We start from the raw sequence: 25,540 nt of genomic DNA on the forward strand, positions 1-25,540 counted from the left end.
CGGCTTTGTTTTTGCTTGTTGGGTGTGGTGCGGCTTGGCTTTGGTGGGTGCGTTTTGCTCTTTGTTTGCTTTTATCTCTTGTGTGCGTTTTGCTTCATCGCCTGTATTTTGTGTGGTGCTTTGGACTTTTACGTTAGCTTTGCTCGTAGCATTTTGTGGGCTTGCCACGCTCCTATCTTGCGATACATTCTTTTCATCGCAGTTTTTTACCCCAGGCTTTGCTTCTTGGCTTTTATGCACGCTCACTAAAAGTCCTTTTTTATCACCAAATAGCCCTCACTTAGTGCGCCTATCATATCTTTTAGCGCACACTCTGGCATTTGTGGCAGGAGCTTAAAAGCATGCTCGCTAAAAATTTCCACTTCAAAATAGCGACTTAGATTGCCCAGTTTAAAGCGTGCGTACTCGCCGCACTTTTCTAGCATACTCTCGTACTCCGCTTCATCAATTTCTAGCACCTTTTGCGAAAAATCAATAGTCCCCACGCCATGCCCCACGCAGGTGGAGAAAATTTTCACCTGCTTTAGCTGTGTGGGCATATTTTCATTCTCATCGACGTGGCGTCGCTTTAGCGCATAGACTTTTATCATCGCCTATCCCAGACTAGCTTTTGCGCGTCTAAATGCAGGCTTTTATCGCCCTTTTTATGGGTGTATTTTAAATACACGTCGTTAAAAAGCGTCGCCATGCACTCAGCATATCTAGGATCAGACTCAGCCTTAATGGCCTCTATCATCACAGGAGCTGAAATTTCAGCATTTTTAGGGTCTTCGCTCCTAGCTAGAGCCGAGCTAAATTTATCCACCAGTTTTCGCCCAAATATATAGCTCATCAGCCTTTTAGACTCGGCATAAAGATCACGCTCAAAAAGGATATTTCCCACAAGAGACTTTGCCACTTCTGGCGGTGTGCCGCTATCGTTTTTAAAGTCCGCTTTTTCTAGCTTTTGCTCGATTATACCAAGTGCCATACCAAGCCCATAAATAATGCTAGCTGGATGTGGCGGACAGCCTGGTATGAAAACATCAACTGGCACCACTTTCTCCACTCCGCCCCAGACTGAGTACGCATCGTAAAATATCCCACCAGTGCCCCCACAAGCCCCAAGTGCGACGACTATCTTTGGATCTGGGGCTGCTTCGTAGGCTCTTAAAAGCGGATAGTACATCTGCCTTGTAACTGGCCCAGTGCAGAGCAGTATATCGGCGTGGCGAGGGTTTGCCACTAGCTTAAAGCCAAAGCGCTCAGGGTCCCACATAGGCGTAATAGCGGCAAAAATTTCAATCTCACAGCCATTGCAGCTACCGCAGTCTATGCGATACACGCTAAAGCTACGTTTTATGTTTTTTAAATGCTCTAGCTTTGCTTCAAGATTGTTTGCGTGCCTTATATCGTGTGGCACTTCGTATAAATTTGTCATCTTATCTTGCCCTCCTCGCCTTTTGTCATACTCTCTACCGCCTCATTTTGCTTGCAGCTAGGGCAGATGTGTAAATACCGCTTCGCTTCATCTAGCCTGCCTGGGAGTAAATTTGATACTTGCAGTTTTTCTAGTGCGTAGGCTATTAGACGCTTTGGAGTGAAGGTTTTGCCGCAGCACGCACAGCGTTCTACCTCAAGCTCGCCACGCTGGATAAGCGCTCCTTTGTCAAATTTTACCGCCAGCTCAAAGCTATCGCTAAGCGCAACAGCCCCAGTCGGACAGACTTCATCACAGCGTCCGCAAAATATGCAACGCCCGCAGTCAAACTCCCACACCAGTCGCTCCTCATCCGCACTTTTGCCGTTTAGCTTTACTTCGATAGCATTTGGCGGGCAGGCGATAGCGCAGGCCGCGCAGCCTATGCAAAGATCATAGGTGTAGTGCGGCTGGCCACGGAAGTTTTCAGGCACTATGTAGGGCTCAAAAGGATAGGCGTAGGTGGCTTTGCCGTACTTTTCTGTTATGTCAAATAGCTTCATCATCTTAGATCCTTTAACGGACTATCTTTTAGCGTCCTTGCGTAGCGTTTTAGATCCTTTTCGGTTAGGATTTTGCTCTTTTTGCTCTTTACATCTACGATGGTTACCCTATCGGTGCAGGAGTAGCACGGATCGAGCGAGCAGACTATAAGTGCAGCGTCTGCTATGGTGTTGCCACGGAACTGATAACGCAAGCTAGGCCAGTTGTTGTATGTGGCTGCACGTGCTCTCCAGCGATAGACTTTTTGTGCGCTACCTTGCATGATCCAGTGGACGTTTTCTCCACGTGGGGCTTCGACGTAGCCAAGCGCAAAATGCTCAGGCTTTATCATAGTCTTTGGATCTATGGCAATAGGCGTTTGCGGCATAAGCTCAAAGCACTGGCGTATGATATTTATGCTCTCTTTTAGCTCATAATATCGCACCGTCTCACGAGCTAGCACGTCGCCGTCTTGCTCTGTATGCACCTTAAACTCGAGCTTGTTGAAAAAGTCATATGGGTGGTCGTAACGGCTATCACGCTTAAAGCCGCTTGCACGCATATTTGGCCCTACTGGACTAAAATCACGAGCGACTTGCTTTTCTAGCACGCCCACGCCACGCCAGCGTGAAATTTGACGCTTATCGTCTATTACTGCGTCCCAGACTTCGCTTATTTGCACGTCTAAGTCATTTACGATTTTTAGCGCTCTTTTTATCTCGTGATCGGTCATATCACGGCGTAGTCCGCCCATTATGACGTTGCCATATGTCTTGCGTCCGCCAGTAACGAGCTGAGCTAGCTCCATAGAGTACTCACGCACCCTAAAAATATGCATAAAGGCGGAGTAGTTGCCCGTTACTTCGCAAGCTAGTCCGATGTTTAAAAGATGAGAGTGCAGGCGTTCTATCTCAAGACATATCACTCGTATGGCTTGTGCCCGCTCTGGAATTTCAAGCCGTATCGCCTTTTCGGCCGCTTCTATACAGGCTATGGCGTGAGCGTAGCCACAAATTCCACAAATCCGCTCTGCCAAATAGCCCATCTGATCGTAGTTCATTCTATTTTCAGCTAGCTTCTCCATGCCCCTGTGCTGATAAAATAGGCGGTAATCAGCGTCTATTATCTCATCGCCATCGCAAAACAGCCTAAAATGCCCTGGCTCATCGCTAGTTACGTGCAGTGGCCCAAGGGGAATATCCACTACTGCGTCGCCTTGCGGATAGATAAACGGCGCCTCAGGCTCGTCGCGATGATCGACTGGGGCTGGGCGGTAGCGGTAGTCCATAGCGTCTTTGCGTAGCGGATAAAGTCCGTCAGGCCAGTCATCGCTTAGCACCAGTCGGCGCTTATCAGGTAGGCCTTCAGCCACAAGTCCAAACATATCATAAGCTTCACGCTCATACCACACGCAAGCCGGTACTGCTAGTGTAACTGATGGGTAGCTCATATCGCTTGGCGGCACTAGGGTTTTAACTGTAATAAAGCACTTTTCATCAGCTGCAAATTCATCCTGTTCGCTCATTTTAGCCCCTTCCATTGAAAGGACGTAATAAAGCGCATAGTTACCATTTATCGCACGCTCATCATTTGCTATCATAGTGCTCATAAAGCCGCCTATATCATAATAAAGCGTAGCTACAGCGCGCACTAAGTCGTTCCTATCTACTAGCACAGTAAGCTGATCATCGGCTTGATAGGTAGTCTCTAAAACGTTTACCTTTGTTTTTAAAATTTTAACAAAATTTTCACCACGCATATTTAACCTTTAAGTAATATTTTTGCGCCATTTTCGACAAGCGTCCAAAAGCTATCCACGTGCCATAATCCAAAAACAAGCAGCAGCACACAAAGTGCGATAAGTGGAGCATTTTGGCGCAGGCTCATTTCGCCATTATATACTATCTCGCCTTTTGGTGCGCCAAAGCTAGCCATAAAAAAGTGGCTAAAATCGGCTATAAAAATAATAGTAAGCGAAATGGCAAAAAGCACCACAGCTACCCACTGTCCGCTTAAAATAGCTTGTTTAAACACCATAAACTCACTCACAAAAATAGCAAATGCAGGTACACCTACAAGCGAACATACGGCTGCACCAAAAAGCACAGTTGTAACAGGGGCTATTTTTATCATGCCGCCCATTTTACTCATATCCCTGTGGCCGTAAATTCTAGCTATGTTGCCTGTGGTTAAAAAGGCAAGAGCTTTTGTAAAGCTATGCGCTAGGCAGTGAAAAATAGCTGCCATTAGCCCCCATTTGCCCCCTACGCCAAGTGCAAAAGCGATAACGCCCATGTGGGCTATGGAGTGGTAGGCAAACATACGCTTGACATCGTGCTGACGCATAAGAAAATATGCCGAGATAAAAAGCGTAAGCGTACCAGAGACTATCATCACGCCTTGAGTAAAGCTAGCCCCCACAGCACCAGCTGCAACAGCGTAGTAGCGAAAAAGAGCTAGCATAGCGCACTTTAGCAGTACGCCTGAAAGTAGAGCCGAAATAGGCGCTGGGCCTTGCGCATGCACGTCAGGCAGCCAGGTGTGAGTAGGCGCAAGACCCGCTTTTGTGCCAAAGCCAATGAGCGCAAAGATAAAAATAAGCTTTGCGGCGTCTGGGTTTAGTAAATTTGCGTGGGCTAGGATATTTGTAAATAGCATAGCCTCATCTCCGCTTTTTATATGTGCATAAGTGGCTGAATAAAGCAGTATCGTCGCATAAAGCGCAAATGCTAGTCCGATTGAGCAAAGTACGATGTATTTATAGCCGCTTTCGGTTGATTTTTTATCCCTTGTAATGGCGACTAAAAACACAGACGCAAGCGTAGTGGCTTCAATAGCTGCCCACATAAAGGCGATGTTGTTACAAATGACGCTTAAAATCATCGTAAATATAAAAATATGGCTAAGCACGTAATAGCGCTTTAGCTCAGTCTCATTTACATGTCCACTCTCAAGCTCCCAGCCCATATAAGTGGGTGAGTAGGCATTGACCAAAAAGCCAGTTACTGCGATTAATAGCAAAAACACAGCTCCAAGCGGATCTAGGAAAAAGAATTTATCATAAGCAAAAAACTCGCCACGAAAGATTACTTTTAAAACAGCATAGAGCATAAAAATAGAGCTTATAGCGCTTAGTATGATATGTGCTTTTTTGAGTAAACAGGGCTTTTTAGGCATCGCGGCTAGCAAAGCAGCGCTTAGCAAAGGAAGCGCTAGGATTATCACTAAAATACTCATTTTTAACCCCTTAAATTTGTAGCTTTTGAGGTGTCAAGGCTATCAAAAGCTTTATAAAATCTCATAGCAAGCACTGCCATAATAATCACCGCAAATATCGCATCTGTTAAAATTCCGACCTCGACTAGCTCGTGAGAATTATACGCCATAAGCGCAAGGCTTAGGTGTATGCCATTTTCAAACAAGCAGTAAGATAGAATTTGTTTTAAAAAGGAGTTTCTAAGCATAAAGCCAAATATCCCCATCATAAAAACGCAAACCGCGCTAAGGAGTGGAATTTTAGCTGGAATTAGTGAAAACTCAAGGAAAATAGGCGCTATGCTTGAAGCAATAGCTAGGCTAAAGCCCATGGCGATTACTGGGCTTACAAAAAAGCCTCCCACAGGCTCGTCCTCATAGCGTACTTTAAGTTTTAATATAAGATAAAGCATAACGCACGGTACAAAGATTACTTTGGTAAAAATCGCTATAACACCCCAGCTATAAAGTGTGGGTGCGCTAAATTCATTTGCGAGATTGAAAAATATAAGTACCAAAAGTATAGTCTGTATGGCATAAGCTAGCACGCTAAGGCGCAGACTCCTGAGTCCAAAAACTGCAAGAGAAGTAACTATCATCGCTACTGCGTAAGTATCAATCGTATTCATCTTTAAGCTCCTAGTGCGTATAGGCTAAGTGCGACAAAGGCTATCGCAAGTGCATATGTTGCGTTTTTGCGCATGCTGCTTGTTACTTTAAATCTAGGGCCAAAGTTATCAATTAACACCGCAGCTACGTAAAATACGCCTGTTTTTAGTAAAAACACAATCATGCTTAGCAGTGGGTTTTCAAAATTCCACGGCTCAAAAATAGCCAAAAACAGCCCTATCATCGCAAATTGCTTAAGTATCAAAGACGCCTGAGTTAGGGCTAAGTCAGAGCCGCTATACTCGCCTAGTACGCCCTCTTGTAGTTCTTGTTCTGCTTCGGCTAAGTCAAATGGCTTACGCCCAGTCTCAGCATAAGCACACCACAAAAACGCTATGCTAGCCACGGCAAATGCAGGCATATGATAGCCTATCTCTCCACTTTTTACAAGCCCTGAGATTTCGACTAAATTTGAAGTACCAGCTAGCATCATAACTACAGCTAGGCACATCATCATAACAGGCTCCACGTAAATAGCCAGCATCTGCTCGCGCCCACCGCCAGTAGCCGCAAATGGATTGCCGCTATCTAAGCTAGAAGCACCAAAGACAAATCTCATCATAGCAGCTAGATAAAGTACTACAAATAAATCTGAATACGCCCCAAAATCTGCCCGTCCACTATATGTAATAGGAATGGCAGCTAGCAAAGCAGCCGAGCTAGCAAAGAGCATGACTGGACCAGCTCTAAAGACCCAGTGTCCGCACTTTGGTACGGTGCGACCCCTTCTAAAAAGCTTTGCTATATCGCGGTAAGTCTGAAAAAAGTCACTGCCTTGTTTTGATTGCAGCTTTGCTCTAAGCTTTCTAGCCATACCATCAAATAGCGGAGCAACAAGCATGATAACAACCACTTGAAATATCATAAGTATAAGTGTCATCTCCCCCTCCTTAAAGCATATAATGCCCAATGGCTAGTATCGCACAAAGATAAAGCAGCACGTAAAGCGCATATAAATTTGTCTTGCCATTTTGCATAATGCCTATTTTATCTGCTATGAGTTTGTTAAATTTAATACTAGGCTCATATACCCACGCCCACCATATATCTTTGGTGTGGTTTTTATATCTAACAGGTTCAAAGTAGCCGTTTGTTTCTATTTTTTTATCAGCTCTTAGTATCCAGTTTGTTATCTTTCTTAAATCCCCAGTAAATGGTGCAGCAGTCATTTGCATGCGAGTGGAGTATTTAAACCCACACGCCCAAGGATCGCCCTCTCTAGGCTTTTTCCTGTTTGCCTTTACAACTCTTAAGATGACAAATGGCATCAAAAGAGTGGAGAGTAAGACTATGGCTATTAGCGGAGTGGATATGGCTTGTATGTTTTGGGTGCTTCCGTATAAATTTGAAACTGGTGTAAGTATGCTAGCTACTACGCTTTTTGCCCCTAGGCCAAAGCCCACACAGCCCAGAGCCAGTAGAGCCATACCAGCTAGCATGCTCTTTGGTGCTTCTTTTGCATTTTGATTTATGCGCTCATCTCTAGGCATACCGCCAAATATCACGCCATAAACCTTAACAAAGCACATCACGGCCAAAGCCCCAGTAAGCGCAAGCGCTACCATACCAAGCCCAAAGATAAACCTAGCTAGCACCCCATCGCCCATACCACCAAGTAGCATAGAGCGATAGACAAACCACTCAGAGACAAAGCCATTTAGTGGCGGTAAAGCCGTAATAGCCATAGCTCCGATAAAGAAAAACGCCGCAGTGTAGGGCATTTTTTTAGCTAGTCCGCCAAGAGCTTGCATGTCCTTTGTGTGCGTAGCTCTTAGCACTGAACCAGCACTTAAAAATAGCAGCCCTTTAAAGGTAGCGTGGTTTAGCACGTGATATAGTCCTGCCATTAGCCCAAGCCCTGCTAGAAGGGAATTTGATGTAGCCAGTCCATACAGCCCAGAGCCTATGCCTAGGAGTATGATGCCGATATTCTCCACAGAGTGGTATGCCAAAAGTGCTTTATAATCGTGCTGAGTAAGAGCGTAAAGCACGCCAAAAAGCGCACTAGCTGCACCAAATAGCACCAAGACTATGCCAAATCCAGGCGCAAGTGGCAGCATTAGGGCAAATTTAATAAGTCCAAAAATAGCCACTTTTATCATAACCCCACTCATAAGCGATGAAACGTTTGACGGAGCGGCTGGGTGGGCTAGAGGTAGCCATACGTGAAACGGCCACATGCCAGCCTTTGAGCCAAATCCGATAAGAAATAGCACAAAGCATAATATACTAGCCCATAACGGCATATATGTGCCGCTTAGTTGATTAAATACGCTAGAGCCTGTGTAGTGGTTTATAATAAGCATGCCGCAGAGGATACAAAATGCGCCTATTTGGGCTATGCCTAGATATATCATGACGGCTTTTAAAGTCTTGTCTCCTCCGTCATTAACGAGTATTAAAAATGCTGAGACAATCGTCATAAGCTCCCAAAGCACGATAAAACTAAAGGTGTCATTTGCGCTTATAACCAAAAGCATAAACAGCACAAATGCGTTAAAAAGGCTTGCAAAAACAGCGGTGTTTGCCTTTTTTACATATTCCTCTGCATAGCTTAAGCCGTAAATGCTACTAGCAAGAGCGATAAAACTCACCACAAAGCTAAAAAACTGTCCAAGCGGTGTAAGCTCAAAATGGGGTGCAAATAAAAAATTCCCAAAAAGCGCAAAGCTCGTAGTCTCGTCTATCGCTCCTAAAAAATGGCAACACGCATAAAAAGAGCTAAGCGCACCAAGTCCAAAGCCTACCTTAATAGCTGTGCGTGGGTAGGAGTACATCGCTATGCTAGCAAGGGTGCTAAATAAAAATAGCAAATATACACTTATCATTTTGCGCCTCCTTTTGCTTTGCTCGCTTTTTTCTCTGCGTTAGCTAGGGATTGCTCTTTTGGAGATTTCTCTGTGGTGTCTGGAGCCTCTTTGCTATCTTTGGGGGTTAAATTTGTCTGCTTCGGTTCTGCTTTATTTGGTGCGCTTTGTGCTTGAGCTTTAGCAGGTTCAGCTTCTAGCTGCTCTACTTTTGCTGGCTTTGTCTCTGCTTTATTTGGTGATACTTTAGTATCAGGGCTTTGCTCCGCTTTTGGCGCTGGCTGAGCACTTTGTGCAGTAGTGGCTACAGTAGGCTGCTTTTGCAAAGCAGCTTCGCCATCGGCTGGCTTTTGGGCTGGGGCTTGCTCTTTTATTGCCTCGGGCTCAGGCTTTGGCGGAAGCATGGAAAGATCGAGGAATTTATCAAAGAATTTATCCACCGCCTTAGCGTCTGGTTTTTTGCCAAATTTATGTCCATTTTGATCGCTCGGATTTACCATTATAAGAGCACTTGTAGGGCAGACATCGACACAGGCTGGACCATTTTTACTGCCATAGCACATATCGCATTTTACGGCTATTGTCTTAGCTCCTGCTTGGCTTTCTATGCCGAGATTATAAAGTGGCTCACTTGCGTAATTAACTGAAGGCATAAGCTCTGCACTTGAACTAATCGCCCCGTATGGACAGGCTATCGTGCAAAGCTTGCAGCCTATACATATCTCCTCATGAAGCTCTATACAACTATCATCAAATCTGAGTGCGCCAGTTGGGCAGACGTTTGCACATGGACCGTCGTCGCATTGACGGCACTGAGTGGGCATTACGCCAGTTGCTTTTCGCAGGACGAGTAGGCGGGACTTTGCGAGTTTGCCCCTATTATACGCACTCTCATAGCACGCAGCCATACAGGTACAGCAAGCTATGCAACGCGTATAATCACACATTACAAATTTATGCTCTTTCATATTAACTATCCTTTTGTAAATCAGGGCGAATCGCCACCTAAAGCTTAAACAAATATAGCAATATTTAAACATAAGAAAATCTTACTGAAGTCCTATTTTCCGTAAAAATTTGCTTATATTTGTAGAATATTTTAAGCCTATTGCTCTTATAACACACAAAAATAATATGTAATTTTAAAATATATAAACTAAATAAATAATAAAATTTATATTTAAGCTTTGAAAAATTTTAAGTAGTATTTGTGGTAAAACTAGTATGATTTGCCCTTTAGTACAATATCATTTATTTACCATATTTTAGTATAATCCCAGTTAAATCATAAATTTAAATAAGGAAAACTTATGGCAAATGAAGCAATTGTAAAATCGTTAAAAGGTAAAGCATTTTTACAAGACGCAAAAGGTAATGTAAAAGAGCTTGAAGTAGGCGATTTGGTAAATTTGGGAGATAATATATATCCAGAAGGAGCAGATGAGGCTAGCTTTGTGCTTAATTTGCCTAATGATAAGACTTTAGAGGTAAAGGATACTAAGTCGTTTACTCTTACTCAAGAGGCGCTTGATGGTGTGGCAGCTAGCGATAATGCGGACGAGCTAAATGATATTCAAAAAGCCATACTCGCAGGCGAAAACCTAGACGAGCTTGACGCTACTGCAGCAGGTGGAGCTCCAGCAGCTGGAGGCGGCGGTGGCGTTAGCCTAGGTGCTGCTGGCTTTGATGCTGGCGGACACTATGCAAACGTAAATGCGTCTATGGGGCAGCTAGGCGCTGGCGTAGGGACCGATGCGGTAACTGCGAGTACCCCTATATCTGGATATAACCCACAGGGGGGGGGGTACGACAGGTGGTATAGATAATCCAACAGACCCTGTAAGCCCTGTAAATCCAGTCAATCCGACTAACCCAACCGACCAAAACAACAATAACAATAGCGACAACAATAATAATAACGGAAATAATGGGGGTGGTACACCTATAGATAATACTGCCCCATCAGCTCCAGATGTAGATGCTAAAGCTGATGGTAGTGTAGAAATCACTCCTAAAGATGATTCAACTAAGACTGAATTTAAATACACTGATGAAGATGGCAATGAGCACACTTCAACAGCTACTAAAGATAAAGATACTGGTAAGTGGTCTAGCACAGATACAAACGTAGTAGTTGATAAAGATACTGGTAAGATTACTATACCTGCTGATAAGGTTAAAGACAATTCAGAAGTTACAGCTAAAACTACTGATGATGCTAACCATACAAGCCCAGAGGCTAAAGCAACAGCAGCCGATACTCACGCCCCATCAGCTCCAGATGTAGATGCTAAAGCTGATGGTAGTGTAGAAATCACTCCTAAAGATGATTCAACTAAGACTGAATTTAAATACACTGATGAAGATGGCAATGAGCACACTTCAACAGCTACTAAAGATAAAGATACTGGTAAGTGGTCTAGCACAGATACAAACGTAGTAGTTGATAAAGATACTGGTAAGATTACTATACCTGCTGATAAGGTTAAAGACAATTCAGAAGTTACAGCTAAAACTACTGATGATGCTAACCATACAAGCCCAGAGGCTAAAGCAACAGCAGCCGATACTCACGCCCCATCAGCTCCAGATGTAGATGCTAAAGCTGATGGTAGTGTAGAAATCACTCCTAAAGATGATTCAACTAAGACTGAATTTAAATACACTGATGAAGATGGCAATGAGCACACTTCAACAGCTACTAAAGATAAAGATACTGGTAAGTGGTCTAGCACAGATACAAACGTAGTAGTTGATAAAGATACTGGTAAGATTACTATACCTGCTGATAAGGTTAAAGACAATTCAGAAGTTACAGCTAAAACTACTGATGATGCTAACCATACAAGCCCAGAGGCTAAAGCAACAGCAGCCGATACTCACGCCCCATCAGCTCCAGATGTAGATGCTAAAGCTGATGGTAGTGTAGAAATCACTCCTAAAGATGATTCAACTAAGACTGAATTTAAATACACTGATGAAGATGGCAATGAGCACACTTCAACAGCTACTAAAGATAAAGATACTGGTAAGTGGTCTAGCACAGATACAAACGTAGTAGTTGATAAAGATACTGGTAAGATTACTATACCTGCTGATAAGGTTAAAGACAATTCAGAAGTTACAGCTAAAACTACTGATGATGCTAACCATACAAGCCCAGAGGCTAAAGCAACAGCAGCCGATACTCACGCCCCATCAGCTCCAGATGTAGATGCTAAAGCTGATGGTAGTGTAGAAATCACTCCTAAAGATGATTCAACTAAGACTGAATTTAAATACACTGATGAAGATGGCAATGAGCACACTTCAACAGCTACTAAAGATAAAGATACTGGTAAGTGGTCTAGCACAGATACAAACGTAGTAGTTGATAAAGATACTGGTAAGATTACTATACCTGCTGATAAGGTTAAAGACAATTCAGAAGTTACAGCTAAAACTACTGATGATGCTAACCATACAAGCCCAGAGGCTAAAGCAACAGCAGCCGATACTCACGCCCCATCAGCTCCAGATGTAGATGCTAAAGCTGATGGTAGTGTAGAAATCACTCCTAAAGATGATTCAACTAAGACTGAATTAAATACACTGATGAAGATGGCAATGAGCACACTTCAACAGCTACTAAAGATAAAGATACTGGTAAGTGGTCTAGCACAGATACAAACGTAGTAGTTGATAAAGATACTGGTAAGATTACTATACCTGCTGATAAGGTTAAAGACAATTCAGAAGTTACAGCTAAAACTACTGATGATGCTAACCATACAAGCCCAGAGGCTAAAGCAACAGCAGCCGATACTCACGCCCCATCAGCTCCAGATGTAGATGCTAAAGCTGATGGTAGTGTAGAAATCACTCCTAAAGATGATTCAACTAAGACTGAATTTAAATACACTGATGAAGATGGCAATGAGCACACTTCAACAGCTACTAAAGATAAAGATACTGGTAAGTGGTCTAGCACAGATACAAACGTAGTAGTTGATAAAGATACTGGTAAGATTACTATACCTGCTGATAAGGTTAAAGACAATTCAGAAGTTACAGCTAAAACTACTGATGATGCTAACCATACAAGCCCAGAGGCTAAAGCAACAGCAGCCGATACTCACGCCCCATCAGCTCCAGATGTAGATGCTAAAGCTGATGGTAGTGTAGAAATCACTCCTAAAGATGATTCAACTAAGACTGAATTTAAATACACTGATGAAGATGGCAATGAGCACACTTCAACAGCTACTAAAGATAAAGATACTGGTAAGTGGTCTAGCACAGATACAAACGTAGTAGTTGATAAAGATACTGGTAAGATTACTATACCTGCTGATAAGGTTAAAGACAATTCAGAAGTTACAGCTAAAACTACTGATGATGCTAACCATACAAGCCCAGAGGCTAAAGCAACAGCAGCCGATACTCACGCCCCATCAGCTCCAGATGTAGATGCTAAAGCTGATGGTAGTGTAGAAATCACTCCTAAAGATGATTCAACTAAGACTGAATTTAAATACACTGATGAAGATGGCAATGAGCACACTTCAACAGCTACTAAAGATAAAGATACTGGTAAGTGGTCTAGCACAGATACAAACGTAGTAGTTGATAAAGATACTGGTAAGATTACTATACCTGCTGATAAGGTTAAAGACAATTCAGAAGTTACAGCTAAAACTACTGATGATGCTAACCATACAAGCCCAGAGGCTAAAGCAACAGCAGCCGATACTCACGCCCCATCAGCTCCAGATGTAGATGCTAAAGCTGATGGTAGTGTAGAAATCACTCCTAAAGATGATTCAACTAAGACTGAATTTAAATACACTGATGAAGATGGCAATGAGCACACTTCAACAGCTACTAAAGATAAAGATACTGGTAAGTGGTCTAGCACAGATACAAACGTAGTAGTTGATAAAGATACTGGTAAGATTACTATACCTGCTGATAAGGTTAAAGACAATTCAGAAGTTACAGCTAAAACTACTGATGATGCTAACCATACAAGCCCAGAGGCTAAAGCAACAGCAGCCGATACTCACGCCCCATCAGCTCCAGATGTAGATGCTAAAGCTGATGGTAGTGTAGAAATCACTCCTAAAGATGATTCAACTAAGACTGAATTTAAATACACTGATGAAGATGGCAATGAGCACACTTCAACAGCTACTAAAGATAAAGATACTGGTAAGTGGTCTAGCACAGATACAAACGTAGTAGTTGATAAAGATACTGGTAAGATTACTATACCTGCTGATAAGGTTAAAGACAATTCAGAAGTTACAGCTAAAACTACTGATGATGCTAACCATACAAGCCCAGAGGCTAAAGCAACAGCAGCCGATACTCACGCCCCATCAGCTCCAGATGTAGATGCTAAAGCTGATGGTAGTGTAGAAATCACTCCTAAAGATGATTCAACTAAGACTGAATTTAAATACACTGATGAAGATGGCAATGAGCACACTTCAACAGCTACTAAAGATAAAGATACTGGTAAGTGGTCTAGCACAGATACAAACGTAGTAGTTGATAAAGATACTGGTAAGATTACTATACCTGCTGATAAGGTTAAAGACAATTCAGAAGTTACAGCTAAAACTACTGATGATGCTAACCATACAAGCCCAGAGGCTAAAGCAACAGCAGCCGATACTCACGCCCCAATAATCGAAGTAGTCTCTATAAATGATGACGTAAATGGTATAACCGGTGATTTAAGCAATAGCGGCACTAAGCTAACAGGAATTATTACAGACGATTCTACTCCAACCATAACATTTAGAATTTCTGCGCCTGACGTAAATAAGGCAACCATAGCCATAGGCGACGCAAATATAAGCAATGGCCGCATAGTGGATAATGGTAATGATACGTATACATACACTCCTACTTTAGGCGAAGACGGTGCGTATAATATAACTATTACAGCTTCGGATATTGCTGGCAATCCAGCCGAGCCAGTTAGCGTGGGTATCACTCTTGACACCACGCCGCCAGCCGAGCCGCAGCCAGTAATAGAGACTGTTGGCAAAAATAATGGGTATATTAACAAAGACAATATAACTCCGCAAGGCGCTTCAAAAGATAACATGGTAACAATTACTGGTAGCGTAACAGGTGCAAAAGTCGGCGATACTGTCAGCATAGAAATAGATGGTGCTTCAAAAGGCACCGGAAAAGTCGCTCTAAAAGATGGAAAACTAGGCTTTACCGTCGAAGTCAAAGGCGATGACCTAATCAACGCCACGACAAAAAGCGTAACTGCAAAAGTTACAACTTCAGACGAAGCAGGCAATACAAGCACTGGTACAAGCGCACCTAAGTCCTATAACGTAGACACATATCTACCAGAGCCTACTATAGATACCAAGCATGCAAATGGAGATGTAACCATAGACCCATATGGCGGCACAAAAGGCGGCGCAAATGGCAAAGAGGAGAGTGACGTAAGCAATATTAGGGTTGCGTTTAGCACTCCTGAAAATACAGGCGGTAGCAAGGATGGTTTAGTTGTCGCAGCTAATAAAAATGAAAAAGGTGAGTGGAAAATATCCGATGTAAAAGGTGCAAACAAAGATAGCGTGAGCATAAATGAGACAACAGGCGTTATAACTCTAAAAGCTGGCTCTGTAAAAGAAGGTAGCGATATAATATCTACCGTAAAAGATGACCATGGCAATACTAGTATCGCAACCGGTACAGTTCAGACCGTACCAGCTCCTGAAGTGAGCATAATATCTGTGCTAGACGATACCAGTGTAACCATCGGCAGTGAGAAAAGAGGCGCTGGCGACTTGCTATCAGGCAAAACTCTAAGCGACACGCTAAAGACAAACGACGCCACACCTACTATCAAATTTACAGTAGCTAACAACTTTGAATCTGTAAACATAAAAGTAGACGGCGTTAGCACAAATGTCCCTAGAACTGCGCTAACAAGCACGGTAGAAAACGGCAAGGCCGTATACAGCTACACCCTACCACAGGGCAAGCTAGGCGTAGACGGCGCGCACTCTATAAGTGTGGTAGCAGTAAATGGCGCAAAATCAAGCACTATTGAGCCAACCATACACCTAGACCTAGACACGACAGCAGGTAAGCCTACGATAGCTACTAGCGATGATGGCAGTGTGAGCGTGTCAGCTCCTGCTGATGCGGTTGTAGTCGTGGTAGGCTATGAAAACGGCAAGACCGTAACGGCGCAAAAAAGCGGTGATACGTGGAGCATATCTGGCGAAACCCCAGCAGGCGTGAGCATAGACACTACAAGCGGCACTGTTAAATTCGCTGCTGGCACACTATCAAATGGTAGCAGCGTAACAGCCACTGCGTATGATGATGTGTATAATAGCAACGAAGCGCAAGCTGCTACTGTAAATATCGTGCCTACTCCAACAGCGGATATTACGGCGGTGCTTGATAATGCGGACAGCAACAGGAAGAATGTTTCTGAGACAGATCTAAGCAATGGCGGAAGTAATCTAGGCTCTAGTGCAAGTCCTATTATTACAAATGACAATACTCCGACTATTAAATTTAGCGTGGATAACGAATTTGATAAGGTTAAAATTACCATAGATGGCAAAGAAACTGAAGTGGCTAAATCGAGCTTGGTATCAGAAGGCGGAAATGTATATAGCTATACACCTAATGTAAGTGACGGCAAGCACTCTATAAGCGTGGTGGCTGTAAATGGCGATAAGTCTCAGACTGCAGCCGTTGATGTGCTAAATATCGATGTCGATACAGTAGCGCCTAGATTTAGAGCCAGTATAGAAGCCCCTAGTGTGTCTGAAGTGCTAGATACCAGCAAGTCTACAGTTACATTTAAAGGTGAGATAATATTCTCAGATACTAATGCAAACTCAACAGCTGGTTCTGGGGTGAATATGGATACGGCTAATTTTAATTTAAATGTTAGTGGCCATGGACTTATAAATGTTGGAAAATTAACTCCTGTAGACGGGGAAAATGGTAAATATACATATTCAGTTGAGGTGGATAAATCAGTATTTAAGGGTGCGACGATAGATAGCACAGGCAACTATGCTGTTTCTCTACAGGGTGCTGTTCAGGATAACGCTGGTAATATGAGTAATGGCATATCGACAAATCCTGTAATGGTAAACTCAGCTATTTTGGATTCTATTGACACTACCTATAAAGTATCGATACAGCATCAAAAAGGCTACGACACAGACCTAGGCTATGCAAGTCATAATCACCTAACGGGCGAAATTTATATGGTTGATAGGAATGATGATAGAGGACTAAATAGTTCTGAAAGGCAGTTTAGATATATTCAATCTCAAATGACAGACTCAAATAAGGCATTTACATTTGATGCTAGATCTGTTAAATTTGGTTCAGTTTGGAGTCTTTCAGACGGTAATAATGTAACACCTGAGAATATAAAATCTAAAGTCGATACTTTCTTGAGTAATGATGTACAGCAAAATGCAAATAGTGCCTTAAAAGTATATGAGCCAAATGCAAACAAAGCCTTATATAATGACGGTTGGGGCAACAACAACTCATTTACTGTTAAGCTAAGTGGGTATATGTTTATGAGAGCTGGTACATATAAATTCTCTGGAAAGACTGATGATTTCTTAGACTTTAAGATAAATCAATCATCGGTTAATAAAGATACATTGCAAGACAAAGTAGTATCAGATGATGGAGTGACTACTAAGTCACTTCAAAAGATAGTTGATACTGGTAGCTATGATACGACGATAGTCCATCAAGCTTCTACTGGAAACTTCACTAGCGGCGAGATAGTAATAGCTAAAGATGCAATTTATCCAGTTGAGATAAAATATGCCGATACAAGATATTCTGCAGAGCTTAATATAAGCTATCAAAAAAAGGTTGGCAATGGAAGCTATGGCGATTCTCAGCCTTTATCTGCTGAGTTTAACCACTCTATTTATGGTCAGAGAGGAGATGATATAAAATTCTTAAGCAAAGATTCTTTTGCTGGAGTTGAATTTGATAAAGGTGCTATGATAAGTGTTACTGATTTAGGGCAGTATGACTCTTTATTCTCATATCAAGAAGGAGATGTGATCAGAGTAACAGCGGACGGTGAGGCGCTTGCAGAAAATACTAAGATCACAGTAGACGGAGAAACTTACCTTGTAAATAAAAAAGGCGATGTTGTAATAAATACGACTGAGAAAAATGGCGAATATGACGTAAGCTTAGAAAAGGATACTACAAATCCAAACGATGGTGATAAGAAAATTACATTTGAGGCTAAAGATGTATCTGTCGGAGAAACTGAAACTATGGATATAACCAAAGTCATAGATAAGTCAACTGGTAATGATATATATAAATTAGATGTAAGCGAAATAAATGATGACGCTAATAAATCAGATGTAATAAATGCTGGAGATGGAAACGACACAGTAATAGTAACTGGTAGTGGAGATATAGATTTTGCTAAACTTGGCAAAATGGTGGATAATGTAGAAAAAGTCGAGCTAGGCGATAAAGGACAAACTGCCAAAGGTCTAACTACTACTAGTATAGGAGATATATTAAGTGATGCCTCTGCAACAAAACATTTAAATATATCAGGTCTTGAGGGCAATAAAGTAGAAATAGGTGCAGCAAAAGAGGTTTCTAACTCAAAAGCATCTATTACAAGTGGAGATTTTTCAGAGATTATAAATTCAAGCACAGAACAAGTAGCAGGAGAAAGTAGTATGAGCATACAAAATCCTACTGATACATACGCAGTGTCAGAAGCTGGTAAAACTCTATATATTGATATAGATAAAGACCTAACTCCAGTACACTAATTCCGATAAATCCCCAAGCTGCGGAAGCAGTTTGGGGTTATTTCATTTGCTTTGCTATAAATATAATTTAAATTTATTTGTTATGAATGTAAGAAAACTTGCGAGAGTTAAGAGAAGTTGCAAGCGGCACTAACACCGCTTATGTAATTTAAAAATCATCAAAACTTAGGCTACCTTTTGAGTAGTTTGTCTCCTTGCCTTCAAAGAAATTCGCACGCTGGTCGTTAAATTTAGAAAAATCATCAACCCATTTAATAGGGTGTTTTGCGCCATAAAGCGCCTTTAGTCCGATAGCGACAAGACGCTGGTCTACTAGATAGTGGATATACTCCTCGATGATGTCATCTGTAAAGCCCATTATCTGATTTTGAGTGATGTATTTACCCCATTTTATCTCAAGCTCACCTGCTTTTTTAAACATATCATATATCGTCTCCTCAATCTGCGGCGTAAATAGATCAGGTCTTTCACGGCGGACTGAGTTTATCATGTTTTGAAATAGCAGCAAGTGAGTGATCTCATCACGCTGGATAAAGCGCACCATCTGCGCACTACCGAGCATCTTTCCAGCCCTTGCTAGCGCATAAATCGCCGTAAATCCGCTGTAAAAATAAATCCCTTCTAAGATTTGATTTGCTACCATGGCAAGCAGCAGCTTCTCGTCCGTTACTTCACCCGCAAGCTCTTCGTAAAGGCTTGAGATGTAGTCGTTTTTCTCGCGTAAGACCTCGTCATGTTTTTCCATTTCGTAGATGAGGTCTGTATCCTCACAGATCGCCTCGACCATTACGGCATAGCTTTTGGAGTGGTTTGCCTCCTCGTAGGCTTGACGGGCGAGTACAGCGTTGATTTCAGGGGCAGTGATGTATGGGTTTATGTTGTCGGCTAGGTTATTTGTCTGAAAGCTATCCATAGAGATTAGCTGGCTCCAAACTAGATCATACATGCGCTTTTCGGCGACGGTTAGGTTGTTGCGGTAGTCCTTGACGTCGTCTGTGGTGTCGACTTCTTTTGGAAACCAGGTGTTTGCTTCCATTAAATCCCAGAGCTTTAGCGCCCACTGGTATTTTGCCTTTGTGAAATTTAAAATCCCATGCGGATTGCCGTCAAATACTCGGCGATCCGTTAGGGTTTCGTTTGAGCTTGGGTTATAAATTCGCTTTCTTTTCATGGTCTTATCCTTTAAAAATAGTCGGATTATTGTACCAAAAAAGTATAAATTTAAAGCCTAAGGGCGGCTAAATACAAGCGACATGGCATGAATAAAGTATATTTATAATTAAAGCCACACAAAAGCCTAAAACCCCATTGCTTTCACGCATATGAGCTGCTATAATTTTAAAATCTCAAGCTGCCACACTTTGGCTAGCTTATTAAATTTGCACGCACAGGCTATAAATTTATCTTGCGTTTGCCTTTGATATAGCCTGCGTGCGAGGGGCTTTGCGTTATTTGTGGTGCATATAGAAGTGTAAATTTAAAGTCTACTCGCTTTTAATTATTCTCTCTTTTAGCGATATTGCGGCTTGCTTTAGCTTTTCTGCCTTGCGACTTAGCTCTCCGATAGTTTCATGGCTTGCCTTGACTAGCTCACTCACACGGGGATTTGTGCGTATCTCCTCTATTCTGCGGCGGAGCTGATCGCTTGCTGTCTCACTTAGGTGGCGAAGTTTGGCAAAGTGGTTTACTAAGTCATTTTGTGCGATATGCTCAATCTGCGCTTTTGCCTCAGAGGTGGTGCTTTGGGCTATGTCTTTTAGCATGCTAGCAAAGCTTTCGTCTATGCTTTTAAGCTCATTTATCTGCTCGCCCAAACGCAGCTCATCTGGCGCAAAAATACTCTCGCTTTTTAGCTTTTTTATAAGCCTATAAACCCCATCTCTAGTACCCAAAATCGCCCCAGATACTAGCCTATCGGCATAAATTCCGCTAGCCTCAGCCACATCAAGCGCAGTCTCTATAAGCGCCCTGCAAACGTGCAGTATTCTATCCTTGCTAAACTCGCCCTCGCTTAGAATTTTATAGCTCATCGAGCCTATGAGCGCTTGCGTGTTGGCTGCGACGTCCTCGGCCTTTTCTACTATGCCAAGTAGCGCAGTTTGGGCTGCTTCTTTTACTATTTTTGTGATTCTTGTCTCTTTTGCTGCCTCGCTTTTTAGGGCATTTAGTGCCTCATCTTTTATGCTTAGCTCGCTTTGGCTTACGCTTTGTATCGCACACTCAAAGCTAGCATCAATACGCTCTTTTATCATGACTGCTTTTGCTTCGATTTCGCGCTCTATGCGGTCTTTTTCGTCTATTAGGGCTAGTATTTCTTGCTCGCTTTTTCCCACAAGAGCCTCGTTTAAGCCCTCCATCGCAGCCTTAAGAGCTGACATGTCTGTTAGCTTAGCTTCAGTTAGCTTTATGATTATTTCATCTATTGTGCTTTTTAGCCTCTCTTTATCGAGTGTTTGGCTTATTTGGCTTGCTAGGCTATTTACTATGGCTTTAATTTGTGTGTCTCTTTTTGTGCCAGTTAATCCTGCGATGTCTTTAAATTCGTTCACTTTACTCTCCTTAAAGCACGTATTTTGCAATGTTTTTAAGCGCTCCAAAAAGCGCTAGCCTCTCGTGTTCGTTTTCAACTGTGGTTTCTAGATTGTAGCTTTCGTATTTGCCCTCGCCACTTGATTTTGAGCTTTCTAGAGTGTAGGGTTTTTCATTCATTATCGCGTCTATTGCGCCCTTTGCGTTAAAGCCTGCGTCAAAAATTACCTTGTATTTCCATTTTGTTGGGTACTCTATCTTTGCTTTTTCATTTATCTCTTGTATATTCACCGCTTTTTCCTCCGATTTTTTGATCTAGTTTTATGTTTGATATTTGCATGCTTTTATCTACAGCTTTTACCATGTCATATATGGCTAAAAGTCCCACAGAAACGGCTGTTAGAGCCTCCATTTCTACGCCTGTTTTGCCCTCGATTTTTACGCTTACGCTGAGTTTGTAGCCGATTTTATTTTCTAGTGGCATTATCTCGCAGTCTACGCCGCTAAGTAGCAATGGATGGCACATAGGGATTAATTCAGGGGTTTTTTTGGCTGCCATTATTGCGGCTATTACGGCGGTTTGTAGGACTGGACCTTTCTTCCCAGCACCGCTTTCTACGATGTCAAAGGCCTCTTTTGACATTGCTATCTCTCCGCTTGCACGCGCTATTCTTAGGGTTATATTTTTATCGCTTACATCTACCATTTTTGGCTGATTGTTTTTGTCTATATGGGTTAGCATTTAAATCCTTTTGTTGGAGTGATTATAGCTAGAAAATTTAAATTTATAAAATAAAACGTGGCGGTTTTATCCGCCACTTATACAAAAGGAGGTTGGAGTGTAATTGTAACTACTCTTTTTAAATTTAAATCAAACCTTTAGTAAAGTTTTGTAAAGCTATATTATCACAGAGGCTGGTAAAGTATCGATTTTTAGGAGCTTATACTCGATTAAATCTGTTTGCAATGCCTTTATAAATTTATCGCTTTTTGGCTCCTTTTTACTCTTATCCTCTAGCGCTTTTAACAAAAACTCTATCCTATCGCTATCATTTTTTATCTCATTTAGCTGCTCAATTAGCCAGGCTGACTTTTTCAGACTAGCCTCTCCAAGTAGCGGCATAAAGACAAATCCAAACTTCGCCCCTTTTACAGCAATGGCCTCTTTTAGCTGCGACGCACAAAGCGGACTAAATGGGTCTATGAATAGATATTTCGCCTTTAGTCCGCGGTTTATATTAAAGGCAAACACCCTGTCGTCGATACTAGCTAGATACGCACGCGCAGCCTCTGCGAAGTTATTTGTCGCTGGTCTTGCCTCAACGCCTTGTTCGTTTACCCAGTTATACGCATATATTTCGCCTATTTTGACAAAAGTTATGTCTGGGTAGATTAGGTTTTTATCCATTATGTATCTTGCGTTTAGCTTTTTGCCGCCCTTGTATGCGCCCTCATCGCTTAGGCGGATTTCTTTTATATATCCTGCCATCTCCTCGCCGTGACGCGCGATGAAAAGCTTTTTAAGCCCTGCCTCGTTTAATGCCGCACCTTCATCTTGAGCTATGAGTGTAGATGCAAAGAATAAAGCGCCAAAAAGTAGGGTTTTTCTCACGATTTTTCCTTGTGGTTTTTGGCTAAATTGTAATAAATTTATGCTTATTTGCTTATAAATATAGTATAATGCCAAACAAAAAAAGGCTAAAAAATGATACCCTTTACAGATGACGAGCTAGTAAAACCAGTCCAAAATGTCCTAAAAAGTGTGCTACCTATGCTTGAGCGAGATGGCGGCGGTATGGATTTTAGAGGTGTGAAAAATGGCAAAATTTATCTAACCCTAACAGGCGCTTGCCACGGCTGTGCGGCCAGCGGAACTACGCTAAAATACGGCATAGAGCGTGCGCTAAAGCTTGAAATTCATCCAGAGCTTGAGGTGGTGAATATCCCGCCAAATCAGGAGTTTGACATTGATAAATTATAAAAGACTAGCACTTAAGGCAATAAGAGCCTCAAAATGGGGTGAGGCTAAGCGCTTGCTCTCTTTGGCTTACGAGCAAAATGGCGCAGAGGATATACTGTTTCTCATTTCGATTTGCGCCTTGGCTGAAAATGACGAATTTGAAGCACGCATGATTTTTGAGTTTTACTCAGCTAGGGGGCTTGGCAGAGTTGATGATGATTTGGCGCAGATGCTAGCAAATCTCGAGGCTAAAAGCATGCCTCAAAGCGATGAAATCGACGAGCAAGACGCCATTAGGTATGAGGATTTTAAGCGCATCGTGGCGCAAAATGGCGATTTTAGGCGAGTTTTTGAGAGCATTATGTTTTCAACTAAAGTCATTATCTCAAGCAAAGATGACTTTTTGGAATTTATCCAAAATCTCGTAAACGCAGGCTTTACGCAGATGAGCATGAGCTATATCGAGAGTGCGGCGGCGATGTTTGGCGGTGATGAGCGCATAGAGCTTTTGAGTAAGGAAATCTTTAAACGAGCCAGCGATGAAAATATTTATTAATCCTGATAAATTTATCACAGACGATAGCAGAGAGTGCGAGCAGGGCTGCTATTTTCTAGCCAGTGGGGCTGGTGCGGCGTATGCTAGTGCGGCCAGCGCAGCTGGCGCGGAGTGCGTGGATACGGCGCGAGCTATGGAGATTTTAGGCGTGCGCGAGATAAAAATAATAGGCATAACTGGCACAAACGGCAAGACCACGACCGCCGCAGCCCTAGCTCATATCTTAAACGAATTAGGGCATAAAACTGCGCTTGCTGGTACGCGTGGGGTGTTTATACAGGGCGCCCAAATCGCTGAGAAAAACCTCACAACCGAGCCACTTTTGCGAACGCTTTTAAATTTAAAAACAGCTCTTGATGCAGGGTGCGAGTATTACGTGATGGAGGTTAGCAGCCACGCAATAGCTCAGGGACGCGTAGAGGGGCTTAGTTTTGCTTTAAAGGTTTTTACAAATTTAAGCCAAGACCACCTAGACTATCATGGTGATATGGCAAATTATGCTGCGGTAAAGTCTAGCTTTTTTGCTGATGAGGCGCCAAAGCTAATTAACCGTGATGATGAGTTTATTAAATTTAACCCCAAAAATGCTGCCACATACTCGATAAAAACAGGTGCGTCTTACTATCCGCTTGCCTTTGGTTTGGCTGGTGGGGTTGATGCTGTGATAAAGACCCCAAAGGCACAAATCATAATAGACAGCCTACTTCAAGGCGAGTTTAATCTTTACAATCTCCTAGCAGCCGCAGCGAGTGCGGATATGCTCCTAGCCCCTAATCAAGAGGCGCTTGAGGCGGCGATTACTAGCTTTAATGGGGTAGCTGGGCGCATGCAGGTGGTAAGCCAAAGTCCGCTTGTGATAGTCGATTTTGCCCATACTCCAGACGGAATAGAAAAGGCGCTAAATGCCCTTAGGCACCTTAGGCTAGTCTCGGTATTTGGGGCTGGTGGAGATAGGGATAGGAGCAAGCGCCCACTAATGGCTAAAGCAGCCCAGCGCCACAGCCAAATCTGCGTAATAACAAGCGATAATCCAAGAAGCGAAAATCCTAATAGCATTATAGACGAAATCGCCTCAGGCATGAGCGAGGAGAAGGAGTATTATAAAGTAAGCGATAGACGTGAGGCTATCAGGCTGGGGTTAGAGCTAACGCAGAGGCTAGGCGATGGTGCTGCGCTCGTACTGCTAGGCAAGGGCGATGAGGAGTATCAAGAAATAGCTGGAGTAAAGCATAAATTTAGTGATACCAGCGTGGCTAGTGAGTTAATAAGGGAAATGTATGAAAATAGAAATGATGTACGCTAAAATCCACCGAGCTACCGTAACAGATGCAAATTTAAACTACGTTGGCTCCATTACGATTGATGAGGAACTTTTGGAGGCTTCTGGCATACTTGTAAATCAAAAGGTTGAAATTTTAAACGTAAATAATGGCGAGCGTTTTAGCACTTATGCCATAAAGGGCAAGCGAGGAAAGGGTGATATATGCCTAAACGGAGCTGCTGCTAGAAAGGTGCAAAAAGGCGATGTGGTAATCATCATAGCCTACGCTAGCATGAGTGTAAAAAAGGCTCGTAAATTCAACCCAACCGTAGTGCACGTCGATGAGAAAAATCGCATAAAAAAGGACATATAAAGGCGTTTAAAGCATAGTGCTGTTATAATTTGTTTAAATTTTAAGGATAGTAATGTTTGATAATTTTGACTTTTCTAAAATGACGCAGATGCTTGAGGCTGCACAAGAACAAGCCAAAAAGCTAGAGGCTGACTCTGCTAGTAAAGAATACAGCGTAAAGGCTGGTGGTGGCATGGTTTGCGTGCGTGCAAATGGCAAAGGCGAGGTCGTGGATATAAACATAGACGATAGCCTTTTAGATGATAAAGAGAGCTTGCAAATTCTGCTAATTAGCGCAGTAAACGACGCCATTAAAATGGCTGATGATGACAAAAAATCCATGGCCGCTAGTATGCTTAGCGGGCTTAGTGGATTTGGCGGGATGAAATAG

20 protein-coding genes and 1 pseudogene are annotated in these 25,540 nt (G+C 42.5%); 7 read left to right on the forward strand and 14 right to left on the reverse strand.

The features are described 5' to 3' along the window. Positions 1–245: 245 nt before the first annotated feature. The 9 genes and pseudogenes from LBC_RS00820 to LBC_RS00860 all read right to left on the reverse strand — a co-directional run. Entirely contained in the window at positions 246–590 is a 345-nt protein-coding gene (locus tag LBC_RS00820) for a formate hydrogenlyase maturation HycH family protein (protein ID WP_221254243.1), read from the reverse strand. Further along, on the reverse strand, positions 587–1,420 hold the full coding sequence (locus LBC_RS00825) for an NADH-quinone oxidoreductase subunit B family protein (RefSeq protein WP_221254244.1): 834 nt from the start codon (positions 1,418–1,420) through the stop codon (positions 587–589). The genes LBC_RS00820 and LBC_RS00825 overlap by 4 nt, the downstream gene beginning before the upstream one ends. Further along, complete coding sequence (locus LBC_RS00830; RefSeq protein WP_221254245.1) at positions 1,417–1,965, reverse strand: formate hydrogenlyase complex iron-sulfur subunit; 549 nt, start codon at positions 1,963–1,965, stop codon at positions 1,417–1,419. Before LBC_RS00830 ends, LBC_RS00825 begins: the two co-directional genes overlap by 4 nt. Then, positions 1,962–3,701: an NADH-quinone oxidoreductase subunit C gene (locus tag LBC_RS00835; protein ID WP_221254246.1), complete on the reverse strand. Its 1,740-nt coding sequence runs from the start codon at positions 3,699–3,701 to the stop codon at positions 1,962–1,964. Before LBC_RS00835 ends, LBC_RS00830 begins: the two co-directional genes overlap by 4 nt. 2 nt (positions 3,702–3,703) lie before the next feature. Next, positions 3,704–5,179 (reverse strand): hydrogenase 4 subunit F, encoded by a 1,476-nt coding sequence (locus tag LBC_RS00840; RefSeq protein WP_221254247.1) that lies wholly within the window; start codon positions 5,177–5,179, stop codon positions 3,704–3,706. A 2-nt stretch (positions 5,180–5,181) separates the two neighbouring features. After that, complete coding sequence (hyfE, locus tag LBC_RS00845) at positions 5,182–5,826, reverse strand: hydrogenase 4 membrane subunit (RefSeq protein WP_221254248.1); 645 nt, start codon at positions 5,824–5,826, stop codon at positions 5,182–5,184. Between the two features lie 2 nt (positions 5,827–5,828). Next, positions 5,829–6,746: a respiratory chain complex I subunit 1 family protein gene (locus tag LBC_RS00850; protein WP_221254249.1), complete on the reverse strand. Its 918-nt coding sequence runs from the start codon at positions 6,744–6,746 to the stop codon at positions 5,829–5,831. A gap of 10 nt (positions 6,747–6,756) precedes the next feature. Beyond that, positions 6,757–8,694 carry a proton-conducting transporter membrane subunit gene (locus LBC_RS00855; RefSeq protein WP_221254250.1) on the reverse strand — a complete coding sequence of 646 codons (1,938 nt, stop codon included), beginning with the start codon at positions 8,692–8,694 and terminating at the stop codon, positions 6,757–6,759. A 389-nt stretch (positions 8,695–9,083) separates the two neighbouring features. Next, a pseudogene (locus LBC_RS00860) lies at positions 9,084–9,641 on the reverse strand (4Fe-4S dicluster domain-containing protein); the annotation flags it as partial. A gap of 342 nt (positions 9,642–9,983) precedes the next feature. Between LBC_RS00860 and LBC_RS00865 the strand changes: the two are divergent. Continuing rightward, complete coding sequence (locus LBC_RS00865; RefSeq protein WP_221254251.1) at positions 9,984–10,499, forward strand: retention module-containing protein; 516 nt, start codon at positions 9,984–9,986, stop codon at positions 10,497–10,499. Between the two features lie 3,882 nt (positions 10,500–14,381). After that, on the forward strand, positions 14,382–18,491 hold the full coding sequence (locus LBC_RS00870) for an Ig-like domain-containing protein (protein WP_260173450.1): 4,110 nt from the start codon (positions 14,382–14,384) through the stop codon (positions 18,489–18,491). 148 nt (positions 18,492–18,639) lie between these two features. Here the strand turns inward: LBC_RS00870 and LBC_RS00875 are convergent, their stop codons facing one another. From LBC_RS00875 to LBC_RS00895, 5 genes are all read right to left on the reverse strand, one after another. Next, positions 18,640–19,662: a ribonucleotide-diphosphate reductase subunit beta gene (locus LBC_RS00875; RefSeq protein WP_221254252.1), complete on the reverse strand. Its 1,023-nt coding sequence runs from the start codon at positions 19,660–19,662 to the stop codon at positions 18,640–18,642. 313 nt (positions 19,663–19,975) lie between these two features. Next, positions 19,976–21,040 (reverse strand): hypothetical protein, encoded by a 1,065-nt coding sequence (locus LBC_RS00880; protein ID WP_221254253.1) that lies wholly within the window; start codon positions 21,038–21,040, stop codon positions 19,976–19,978. Between the two features lie 10 nt (positions 21,041–21,050). Further along, a complete protein-coding gene (locus tag LBC_RS00885) occupies positions 21,051–21,311 on the reverse strand; it encodes a DUF493 domain-containing protein (protein WP_221254254.1) in 261 nt (86 codons plus the stop codon). Then, a complete protein-coding gene (gene moaC / locus LBC_RS00890; protein ID WP_221254255.1) occupies positions 21,289–21,762 on the reverse strand; it encodes a cyclic pyranopterin monophosphate synthase MoaC in 474 nt (157 codons plus the stop codon). The genes LBC_RS00885 and moaC overlap by 23 nt, the downstream gene beginning before the upstream one ends. A gap of 156 nt (positions 21,763–21,918) precedes the next feature. Further along, a complete protein-coding gene (locus tag LBC_RS00895; protein WP_221254256.1) occupies positions 21,919–22,632 on the reverse strand; it encodes a hypothetical protein in 714 nt (237 codons plus the stop codon). A gap of 93 nt (positions 22,633–22,725) precedes the next feature. On the opposite strand from LBC_RS00895, the gene LBC_RS00900 reads away from it, so the two are divergent. From LBC_RS00900 to LBC_RS00920, 5 genes are read left to right on the forward strand one after another with little or no spacing between them, the layout of a single operon-like run. Then, entirely contained in the window at positions 22,726–23,001 is a 276-nt protein-coding gene (locus LBC_RS00900) for a NifU family protein (protein WP_221254257.1), read from the forward strand. Next, positions 22,988–23,536: a histidine kinase gene (locus LBC_RS00905; RefSeq protein WP_221254258.1), complete on the forward strand. Its 549-nt coding sequence runs from the start codon at positions 22,988–22,990 to the stop codon at positions 23,534–23,536. The genes LBC_RS00900 and LBC_RS00905 overlap by 14 nt, the downstream gene beginning before the upstream one ends. Continuing rightward, a complete protein-coding gene (locus LBC_RS00910) occupies positions 23,520–24,839 on the forward strand; it encodes a UDP-N-acetylmuramoyl-L-alanyl-D-glutamate--2,6-diaminopimelate ligase (RefSeq protein WP_221254259.1) in 1,320 nt (439 codons plus the stop codon). The genes LBC_RS00905 and LBC_RS00910 overlap by 17 nt, the downstream gene beginning before the upstream one ends. Then, entirely contained in the window at positions 24,814–25,170 is a 357-nt protein-coding gene (gene panD / locus LBC_RS00915) for an aspartate 1-decarboxylase (RefSeq protein ID WP_221254260.1), read from the forward strand. The genes LBC_RS00910 and panD overlap by 26 nt, the downstream gene beginning before the upstream one ends. A 52-nt stretch (positions 25,171–25,222) precedes the next feature. Continuing rightward, positions 25,223–25,540 carry a YbaB/EbfC family nucleoid-associated protein gene (locus LBC_RS00920; RefSeq protein ID WP_221254261.1) on the forward strand — a complete coding sequence of 106 codons (318 nt, stop codon included), beginning with the start codon at positions 25,223–25,225 and terminating at the stop codon, positions 25,538–25,540.

It is taken from the genome of Campylobacter sp. 19-13652, from assembly GCF_019702925.1.
GTDB lineage: Bacteria > Campylobacterota > Campylobacteria > Campylobacterales > Campylobacteraceae > Campylobacter_A.